The following is a 10099-nucleotide window of genomic DNA, read 5'->3' as shown; positions in this document are numbered from 1 at the left end:
GAAAATTCGTTGAATTAGCGACGGCTAAACGATCAATGAATAGACGATGTCAGACCAGTCCCGTGGGCGGCAGCGCCTGCACCTTGAAGCGCGACACCCCACTCTTGAGACCGTTGGCGACGTGATTGAGCTCTTCGATGGCCTGACTCGACTGCTGCAACGATTCTGCCGTCTGTTGAGCCGCCTCGGAGAGCTGCACCAGCGCCTGATTGATCTGCTCCGCGCCGGTGGCCTGCGCCTGCATACCTTCGTTGACGACCTGGAAGCGCGGCGGCAGCGTCTGCACCTGCGCAATGATCTGCGCGAGCTGATCGCCGACCTGACGCATCTCGTCCATGCCGCGACGCACTTCCTCGGCGAACTTATCCATGCCCATCACCCCAGCCGACACCGCTGACTGGATCTCCTTGATCATCTGCTCGATATCGTAGGTCGCCACGGCCGTCTGATCGGCCAGACGCCGGATCTCGGTCGCCACCACCGCAAAACCGCGACCGTACTCGCCCGCTTTCTCGGCTTCGATGGCCGCGTTCAGCGAAAGCAGGTTGGTCTGATCCGCGACCTTCGTGATCGTCGTCACCACCTGATTGATGTTGCCCGCCTTCTCGTTGAGGATGCCGAGCTTGCCGTTGACGGAACCTGCCGCGTCCATCACATGACGCATGGCGTCTTCCATGCGCGTGAGGCCGACGTGGCCAGTGCCCGCGAGCGACGCGGCATGATCGGCCACACCCGCCACCTCGGTCATGGTGCGCGCCAGATCGCGCGACGTGGCGAAGATTTCGCGCGAGGTCGCACCGATCTCGGTCGTAGTGGCCGCCGTCTCCGAGGCAGTGGCCTGTTGCTGACGCGATGTCGCGGCAATCTCGGTCACCGACGTCGTCACCTGCAAGGCCGACTTCTGCGCCTGCCCGACAAGACCGGTCAGTTCGTCCGTCATCCGGTTGAAGCCCGACTCCAGCGCGCCGAACTCATCGCGACGCGCCAGATCGAGGCGCTTGGTCAGATCGCCCGCGCGCATGACCTCCAGAATCTGCATCACGCTTGCGAGCGGCACACTGATCGCGCGGAACAGCATCCAGCCAGCCAGGATAGCCGCCGCGAGCGCCACGCCCAATGTGGTGAGCAGCGTGGCCTTGGCGGCCGTCACGGCTTCGTTGATGTTATGCGTCGACTCGTCGGCAAACGTCTTGTTCGTGTCGACCAGACGTTGGATGGCGGAACGCCCCCGGCCCCATTCGGGGTACAGCTGGTCGGTCAGCATGGCGCGAGCGGCGGGCATCTGACCGTCGGCCACGAGCTTGAGCACCTGAGTGCTTATGCGCGCGTATTGCGTGCGCACGCCGCGCACCTCGTCGTATTGCATGCGATCGACGGCGCGATTGACGGTCGTGCCGTAATCCTTGATCCAGCCGTCGATTCGGGTATCGGCCGTGCGCAAGGTGTCGAGGTCGATCGCACGGGTCTTGTCGTTGTCGTCGATGGCGACCACCTGCTGGAGCAACTGATAGCTCTCGAACCAGGCACCGCGCAGCATCGTGCTGTAGTAAAGGCCCGGCGTGGAATCGGCTTCCACACTGTGCGCCTCCACTTCGATGGCGGACAACCGCGTGTAAGCGATGCCGGCCATGAGGGCCATCAGGGCAAGGATCAGGCCAAAACTGGCCAGAATGCGATGTCGGATCGACCAGTGTTTCACGCCGCGCTCCCGTTCGTGTTCACGCCCGGTGCCGGGGAGGGCGACGCGGGCCTTTTTGAGGTTACGCCGATTCTATTACAGCGGCCCGGCCGGGCAACGTCGGTCAGGCCGTGTATTTGGGTTTATTTCTGATTTGTCGCGCACTCCCGGGCACGGCTTGCGCCCGGGTGGACCGCTGTCCGGATGTCGCCGGATGTCACCGGATGTCAGCGGATGTCAGCGGACGCCGCCGGAGGTCCCGACGCTCAGCGCGTCAGTTCGCGCAGAGCGTCCGCCGTCATGGGCGCGAGGGCCAGCGGGGTGGCGGCGGCCGTCAGCGCACCAAGCGACGCGGCATTGCCCGGAGAAACGCTGCCGTCCGGCAGGTAAAGGTTGTTCTCGAAGCCGATCCGGGCGTGGCCGCCCTGCAACACTGCGGCCAGCGCGCACTCGGCCTCGCGCGGCCCAAAGGCGCACATCGCCCACGGCGTGGCGTCGGCGGCTTCCCCGAGCCGGTCCGCACCGGCTTGCCAGGCGGCGAGGAACGGCAGCAGGTCCGACGGCGACGATAACTGCCCTTTGCTGTAGCGCCCGAGCACGAACAGCACCCAATGGCGGCCGGGACGAATCGCACCGCTCGCGCGCAAGCGCCAGTAGTGCGCCACGTCCTCGGTGTCGTACAGGATGTATTGTGTCGTGATCTGCTCGTGCCACAGCCAGTCGAAGAACGCCTCGGCCGCGCTCGCGTGTGCTGCATCGGGCAGCACTTCGCGCAACGCCACCGAAATCGCTTCGGGATGCAGCGCGCGCACCGTCGCAATCTGCTGCTCGGGCGTATAGATACCGACGGCCTCGGTCGTCACCTGCAACACCAGCGCGTCTCCCACGGCGCGACGAACGGCCGCAATGCCCGCCGCATAGTCCGCCACTTCCAGGCTGTGCGTGCCGTCTGCCTTGCGTACATGCAGATGAATCATGGCTGCGCCCGCGTCGAGACACGCCTTGGCGCATTCACCCAGTTCCGTGGGCGTCATCGGCAGCGCCGGATGGTCGGCGTGCGTGCGGCGTGCGCCGTTCGGTGCGACGGCCAGCGCGTAAGGTCTCGTCATGCCAGGCCTCCGGCCTTCACACCGGTGACGTCCGCCACGGCAAGCGCCAGTCGCTCGACGATACGGTCGATGTCGCCCGGCTGGCAGATGAACGGCGGCGCGATCAGCGCATGGTCGCCGTGAACGCCGTCGACCGTGCCGCCCATCGGGTAGATCAGCAGGCCGCGTTCTTTGGCGGCGGCCTTCAAACGCGCGTGTGTCTTGTCGGCCGTCGGCAGCGTTTGCTTCGTGGCACGGTCGGCCACGAATTCGACGCCAACGAACAGCCCGCGTCCGCGCACGTCGCCCACGTTCGGGTGATCGGCGAACACCTCGCGCAGACGGGCACGCAATTGCTCGCCGCGCGCCTGCACGTTCTCCAGCAGGTTCTCGTCGGCAATCGTGCGCTGCACGGCCAGCGCCGCCGCACACGCCATGGCGTGTCCGAGGTACGTGTGTCCGTGCTGGAAGAAGCCCGAGCCACCGACGACAGCGTCGAAGATCTTGTCCGAGCACAGCATTGCGCCGATGGGTTGATACCCCGCGCCGAGGCCCTTGGCGATGACCAGGATGTCCGGCGTCACACCATCCTCTTCGCAGGCGAACAGATAACCGGTGCGCCCCATGCCGGACATCACTTCGTCGAGCAGCAACAGCACGCCGTACTTGTCGCACACGGCGCGCATGCGTTTGAGGTAGTCGCCCACGGGCGGCACCGCGCCAGCCGTCGCGCCGACCACGGTTTCCGCAACGAACGCGATCACCGTGTCGCCCCCCAGTTCGAGAATCTTCGCTTCGAGTTCGTCCGCCAGACGCTGCACGTACGCGGCATCGCTCTCGCCGTCGAGACGCTCGCGATAAGCGAAGCACGGCGAGACATGATGCGCCGGTACGAGCAACGGCAGGAACGGCTCGCGTCGCCAGGCATTGCCACCGATGGCGAGCGCGCCGAGCGTGTTGCCGTGATAGCTCTGACGGCGGGCGATGAAGAACTGACGCTGCGGCTGACCGATCTCGACGAAGTACTGACGCGCGAGTTTGAGCGCCGCCTCCACGCCTTCGGAACCGCCGCTCACGAAATACACGTGGTTCAGATCGCCGGGCGCGCTCGCAGCAAGCGTGTCGGCCAGTTGCTCGGCCACTTCGGTCGTGAAGAACGACGTATGGGCGTACGCCAGTTGCGCCGCCTGTTGCTGCATCGCCTCGATCACGCGGGGATGTCCGTGGCCGAGGCATGAGACGGCAGCGCCGCCGCAGGCGTCGAGATAGTGCTTGCCGTTGCTGTCGATCAACTCGATTCCCTGACCGCCGACCGCGACGGGCAACGTCTGGCGCGGATTGCGGTGAAACACGTGAGTCATGCCTGAACCTCTGACGGAAAGATGATGCAAAACGAGACTGACCGGCGGGTGGCCGCCGGGCGATTGGTCTCGCGAACGATGCCGCTCAGTGTAGGCGCATCGCCTATCGTTTGCAACATATGTTTCATGTGTTTTACGAGCGCAACACTTCGCGCAAGACCATTACCACAGTCGGTGTTTCACCGCAGGCCACAGGCCCAGAGGAAAGGGCGTGCGCGCTTGCGGCATTTCATGCAACAATCGTTACATTCTTTCGCCGCCGTGTTGCCATCCCCCAATGACACAAGCCACAGCGCTGCCGCAGACGCTCGACCAGCTCAACGCTCTGCTGCGTGAGCGCTACTCTCAATTGAGCCCGCAATTTCAGGCGGGCGCGCGCTTTCTTCTCGACCATCCGCAACGTGTGCCGATCAGCTCGATGCGTGCGATTGCCGCCGAAGCGGGTGTGCAACCGGCCACCTTCGTGCGACTCGCGCAGCATCTCGGCTTCGACGGATGGCACGGCCTTCGGGAGTTGTTCCTCGAATCGATTCGTCTCGGACCGCAGCCGTATGCGAGCCGCGCGCGACAGGTGATCCGCGAGGGTGACGCCGCGCGCATGGTGCCCGAGATGTTCCGCGTGCAGCACAACAACCTCGATCTGACGGAAGCCGGCGCGAACGACTCGCTGGGCGCGGCCGTCGATCTGCTCGCGAATGCGGGGACGGTGCACGTGGCAGGCTTTCGCGCGTGCTTTCCGATTGCGTTCACGTTCCAGTACGTCTACCGGCTGTTCCGGCCGACGGTGCACCTCATCCGTGGCGAAGCGGGCACGTTGGAAATGGAATTGCGGGCGCTTTCGGCGCGCGACGTCGTGGTGGTGATCAGCTTCGCGCCGTATTCGAACGAAGCGCTGATCGTGACGCGCGCGGCCCGCGCCGCCGGTGCCCGTGTGCTGGCGCTCACGGACTCGACAGTCTCGCCGCTCGCGCTCGATGCGGACGTGACGGTGCTGTTCTCGCACGAAAGCCCGTCGTTCTTCCCGTCGATCACGGCGGGGATTGCCGTGGTGGAGACGCTCGTCGAGATGCTGCTCGCCCGCAAGGGACGCGGCGCCGTGCGCGCGCTGGAACTGGCCGAAGACCAGTTGCACGGCACCGGGGCTTACGTCAGCCCGTCGGGCACTGGCTCGAACAACGCAAGTAAACCGGCCCCTCGGGTCAAACCAGACGCCCCGGACGCGTAGGCGATGCACGCTCGCGACGCAGCACCACCGCAAGCGCTGCACTGCCCGCGATCAACGCGGCAGTGAACAAAGCGAGGGCGACGGGCATGCCGAAGCGATCCGCGAGCCAGCCGCTGGTGACGACCGGCACCGAAAAGCCGAAGTACGCGAACAGGAAATACCCGGCGGCCGCCCGCGCACGCAATGCTGGCGCGACCGCCGAATTGACGGCGGCCAGTCCTCCCAAATATGTGAAGCCGTAGCACGCCGAACTGGCGATGGCGGCACCGGCGAGAATCGCGGGCAGGCTGACGTACACCACCCCCAGCGCGAGCACAACGAAGCCCAGCGGCACCAGCGCCAGCCCGACCCGAACGGCGTGCACCGGGACCATGCGGCGAGCCGCTGGCTGGAACAGCAGGCCGGTCGAGACGACGAAGAACGTCGCGAACCCCGCCCACGCGGCATGTCCGTGCACGGCCAGCGCCGACGGCACCACACCGATCACAACGCCCACTGCGGCCCATGCGAGCAGAATCGCCGTGCCCAGCGGCGCCGTCCCGGGGGCGAGCACCGGCCAGCGCAACCACGGCACGTTCGGGTGACGTCCCGGTGCAGGCAACGCGGCGACAGCGAGTGCCGCAACGAGCGCCAGCGGTAGATACGTCCACAAGCTCAGCGGCGGCAACATCGAAGGCGCGACGATCAGGCACAGGCCTGTGACGAGCGCGCCGGTGCCGAAGCCGAGCGACGTCGCCGCCGCGACCAGCGCTGCGCCGCGCGTTGCCGCGTCTTCACGATCTCCGTACAACTCCGTCATGTAAGCCGTGCCACTGCCCGCGACGAGGCCGGTCGCCAGCCCGTAGCAGGCGCGCGCGCCGCCGAGCGCAACCAGCGTCGGCCAGCGCAGCGTCAGCCACGTGCCCACGAGACCGAACAGGAGCGCGATGGCGAGCGGCAAGCGACGTCCGACACGATCCGACAGCCCGGCAAGGAACAGCAGGGTCGGGACCAGCGCACCGACGTAACACGCAAACGCCAGCGCCTGCGCCCCCGCGCCGTAACCGCTCGCCGCCGCGTAGTGCGGCACCAGCGGCGCTTGCAGATTGACGGAGAACGTCACGAGGAAGAGTTGTACGGCGAGGAGCGGAATCGCCCAACGGGGCGGCGGAGAAGTCGTGGGGAGCATGATCGGAAAGAGAACATCGAGGGGGGACACTGCGCATTGCCCAGCGCATTGCTCAGTATTGCCAGCGCCTGAATGCAGTGCAATTATTGAATTGTCCTGAGATCAATTTTCACCTCCATGTCAGCCCCTGCCCGCTATCTCGAACACGTCGAACGGCTTGCCGACGCGATCACGTCAGGCGAGCTCGCCTCGGGCACGCGCCTGCCGCCGCAGCGCGACTACGCCGACGCACACGGGCTCGCCACGTCCACGGTCACGCGCATCTATACCGAACTCGCACGACGTGGCCTCGCCGTGGGCGAGATCGGACGCGGCACCTTCGTGCGCTCGCCCGCCGTAGGCGCCGCCGCTGCCTTCGCACAGTGGGCACCGGCCCCGGGCGCGCTGGGTGGCGTGGATCTGGCGTTCAACTACCCGGTGCTGCCCGAGCAAACCGAGGCGTTGCGCCAGGCGCTGCGTGAGATGGCCGCCGGCGGGGATCTGAGCGCGTTGCTCGCCCACTCGCCGCACGACGGGCCACCGGCCGACAGACGTGCAGCGGCGCAATGGCTGTCGCGTCGCGACGGCGTTGCGCTATCGCCCGATTCGCTGGTCGTCTGCGCAGGCGGGCAGCATGCGCTGGACGTGCTGCAACTGGCGTTGTGCCGCGCGGGTGAGACGGTCGCCGTCGAGGCCCTTACGTACCCCGGCTGGAAGGCGCTCGCAGCCATGCGCGACGTGCCGCTCGCCGCTGTCCCGATGACATCCGATGGCCTCGATCCCGCAGCGCTGGACAAGCTCTGCCGCCACCACGCCGGACGGCTGCGCGTCGTCTACACCATGCCGACGCTGCACAACCCGCTGGGCTGCGTGATGCCCCTCGCGCAGCGTCTGGCGCTGGTGGACGTCGCGCGGCGTCACGACCTGCTGATCGTCGAAGACAGTGCTTACGGCTTTCTGGTCGAGGACGCCCCGCCGCCACTTCGTCTGCTCGCACCGGAACGGACGTTCGAAGTGTGCAGCCTGTCCAAGCCCGGCGCACCGGGGCTGCGCATCGCCTATCTCATCGCCCCACCCGCTTTGCTGCCGCGCGTGCATGCGGCGATGCGAGCCAGTGTGTGGAGTGCCGCGCCGTTGATGGCGCAACTGGCTTCCCGCTGGCTCTCGGACGGTACGATGGACCGCTGGATCACCCACAAACGCGCACTGGCCACCCAGCGACAGGCGATTGCCATGCAATGCCTGTCCGGGCTGGACTCGACGGGGTATCCCGGCGCATTCCACCGGCTGGTGCCGATCCCTTCGTCGACCCCCGCCCTGCGCTGCGACGACATCGTGGCCGCGCTACAAGCGCGTGGCGTTGCCGTAACGCCGGTCGATGCATTCGCCGCCCCGGGCCAGAGCGCACCGTCGACCATTCGCGTCGCCCTCGGTTCGCCGGGCAGCGACGCGAATGGTCGACGGTGCGCTCATGCAGGTGGCCGACGTCGTCAGGACAGCCCGGCATCTTGGAGGTCAAGGAGGTCACTGAAGTCACACGGCGACGCGCCGAGATGACGCCGCTGCCGGTTTCTTTTATGATCGACGTGCTTCCTGCGGCCGAACGCCCGGCGCAACATCCGGTGCGCCATCGCCAGGCGTCGCGCAGGCTTCGTCCCCTGTCGACAATATCAAGGACTCCGAATGTCGCTCATCCACTTCTCCCGCGCCCGTTCGCTCGCGCTTGGCACGGCGCTCGTCGTGGGCGCCGCGCTGGCCGCCCCCGCGTTCGCTGCGTCGAACCTCTCCTTCATGGGCAACTCGCCGCTGGCCTACTGGAAGCAACGCGACACCGCGTCGTTTGCCAAGGCAGCGCGTACCGTGCTGACGGAAAAGCAGGACAACGAGACCACCGACTGGACCAACGCAGGCACCGGCAACTCGGTGGCCATCGCCGCGCAAATCACGCCGACCAATACGCAAAAGGATGGCGAGCGCACCTGCCGCGATCTGGTCGTGCTGCTCACCGCCAAGGGTCAGGAAGTCACGCTCAAACTCCCGGCTTGCAAGGCGAACGACAAGGCCGAATGGAAGCTGCAAAAGCGCGGCACGCCCTGATCGGTCTCGATCTGTCGCCCGCGACAGACGCTGCTGGATAAAAAAATCGCCGGTTCCGAGATGTCGGACCGGCGATTTTTCTATGACGGACGATGCTGGCCGACGGCGTCTTGCCACACCGTCAACCAGCGAGCCCCGTCATGCAGCGGCTGTCTTCTTGTGCCCTTCGACGTCCGGCAACAGGACCGTCACGATGCCGAGCAGCGGCAGATAGGCGCACACGTGATAAACGAAGTCGATGCTCGTCGTGTCGGCCAGTTGGCCCAGCACCGCAGCGCCCACACCGCCCATCCCGAACGCGAAGCCAAAGAACAGACCCGACACGGTGCCGACCTTGCCGGGCATCAGCTCCTGCGCGTAGACCAGGATGGCCGAGAACGCCGAGGCCAGAATCAGCCCGATCAGCACCGTCAGAATGCCCGTCCAGAACAGGTTGGCGTACGGCAGCATCAGCGTGAACGGCGCAGCACCGAGAATCGAGCCCCAGATCACATACTTGCGGCCGATCTTGTCGCCCAGCGGGCCGCCGATCATCGTGCCCGCCGCCACAGCGAACAGGAACACGAACAGGTGCACCTGCGCGCTCTGCACCGACACGTGGAACTTGCTGATCAGATAGAACGTGAAGTAACTGCTGATGCTCGCAAGATAGAAGTACTTCGAAAAGATCAGCACCAGCAGAATGCCGATGGCGAACAGCACCTTGCCCTGCGACAGCTGTACCGTGCCGCCCCGGCGCGCGGCCTTCTTGCCTTGATTCGAGGCGCGCTGTACGGCGTACCAGCGGCTCACGTGGTACAGCACGAAGATCGCGACGAGCGCCGCCACCGAAAACCACGCCACGCTGCCACGGCCGTTCGGCACGATGATCAGCGCCGCCAGTAACGGCCCGAGCGACGAGCCGACGTTACCGCCGACCTGGAAGAACGATTGCGCCATGCCGTGGCGTCCGCCAGACGCCATACGCGCCACGCGCGAAGACTCCGGATGAAACACCGACGAGCCCATGCCCACGAGCGCCGCCGCGACCAGCAACATGCCGAAGTTCGGTGCGACAGCCAGCAGCAGCAGCCCCACGAGAGTGAAACCCATGCCGACCGGCAGCGAATACGGCTTCGGATGCTTGTCGGTGTACAGACCCACGACCGGTTGCAGTAGCGACGCGGTGATCTGATATGTCAGCGTGATCAGGCCGACCTGCCCGAAGCTCAGATTGAAGCCGGACTTCAGCAGCGGGTAGATCGCGAGAATCAACGACTGGATCATGTCGTTGAGCAGGTGGGAGAAGCTGATCGCAGACAGCACGCGGAACGCTGTGCCCTGCGCCGCCGGTGTATTGGCACCGGGAAGGGACGTTGCAGGTTGACTCGACATGGGTTGGATTTGACGTCTAAGGCTTAAGAAAACGGGTGCTGAGCGTCGGTTTTCGGGCGAATTGATGCGAATTGACCGACCTATGCAGGAAAGTTGGGATTGATCCCAATTTCCGCCAGAAATTTAATG

Annotated in this window: 8 protein-coding genes; 3 read left to right on the top strand and 5 right to left on the bottom strand. The window is 65.7% G+C overall.

What is annotated here, in order from left to right:
• Positions 1-49: 49 nt before the first annotated feature.
• The 3 genes from NA29_RS00480 to NA29_RS00470 all read right to left on the bottom strand — a co-directional run bounded on the left by NA29_RS00480 (position 50) and on the right by NA29_RS00470 (position 4127).
• Complete coding sequence (locus NA29_RS00480) at positions 50-1699, bottom strand: methyl-accepting chemotaxis protein (protein WP_039394500.1); 1650 nt, start codon at positions 1697-1699, stop codon at positions 50-52.
• A gap of 245 nt (positions 1700-1944) precedes the next feature.
• On the bottom strand, positions 1945-2787 hold the full coding sequence (locus tag NA29_RS00475; RefSeq protein ID WP_039394497.1) for a beta-keto acid cleavage family enzyme: 843 nt from the start codon (positions 2785-2787) through the stop codon (positions 1945-1947).
• The gene (locus NA29_RS00470; RefSeq protein WP_039394494.1) at positions 2784-4127 is read right to left on the bottom strand and encodes an aspartate aminotransferase family protein; all 1344 of its coding nucleotides are present in this window, start codon (positions 4125-4127) and stop codon (positions 2784-2786) included. The genes NA29_RS00475 and NA29_RS00470 overlap by 4 nt, the downstream gene beginning before the upstream one ends.
• Positions 4128-4404: 277 nt before the next feature.
• On the opposite strand from NA29_RS00470, the gene NA29_RS00465 reads away from it, so the two are divergent.
• Positions 4405-5352: a MurR/RpiR family transcriptional regulator gene (locus tag NA29_RS00465; protein WP_052252415.1), complete on the top strand. Its 948-nt coding sequence runs from the start codon at positions 4405-4407 to the stop codon at positions 5350-5352.
• Here NA29_RS00465 and NA29_RS00460 read toward each other — a convergent pair.
• Entirely contained in the window at positions 5327-6520 is a 1194-nt protein-coding gene (locus tag NA29_RS00460; protein WP_052253150.1) for an MFS transporter, read from the bottom strand. The genes NA29_RS00465 and NA29_RS00460 overlap by 26 nt on opposite strands.
• A 117-nt stretch (positions 6521-6637) precedes the next feature.
• On the opposite strand from NA29_RS00460, the gene NA29_RS00455 reads away from it, so the two are divergent.
• Both NA29_RS00455 and NA29_RS00450 read left to right on the top strand, forming a co-directional pair.
• Positions 6638-8056, top strand: coding sequence for an aminotransferase-like domain-containing protein (locus NA29_RS00455; RefSeq protein WP_052252414.1), 1419 nt, complete (start codon positions 6638-6640; stop codon positions 8054-8056).
• Between the two features lie 126 nt (positions 8057-8182).
• Positions 8183-8596 carry a hypothetical protein gene (locus tag NA29_RS00450; RefSeq protein ID WP_039394491.1) on the top strand — a complete coding sequence of 138 codons (414 nt, stop codon included), beginning with the start codon at positions 8183-8185 and terminating at the stop codon, positions 8594-8596.
• A 138-nt stretch (positions 8597-8734) separates the two neighbouring features.
• On the opposite strand, the gene NA29_RS00445 is transcribed toward NA29_RS00450, so the two are convergent.
• A complete protein-coding gene (locus tag NA29_RS00445) occupies positions 8735-9970 on the bottom strand; it encodes an MFS transporter (protein ID WP_039394488.1) in 1236 nt (411 codons plus the stop codon).
• Positions 9971-10099: the final 129 nt, after the last annotated feature.

This window comes from Pandoraea sputorum, from assembly GCF_000814845.2.
Lineage (GTDB): Bacteria > Pseudomonadota > Gammaproteobacteria > Burkholderiales > Burkholderiaceae > Pandoraea > Pandoraea sputorum.
Note: the sequence above shows the minus strand (reverse complement) of the source record. Positions and strands in the feature narration are given on the sequence as shown.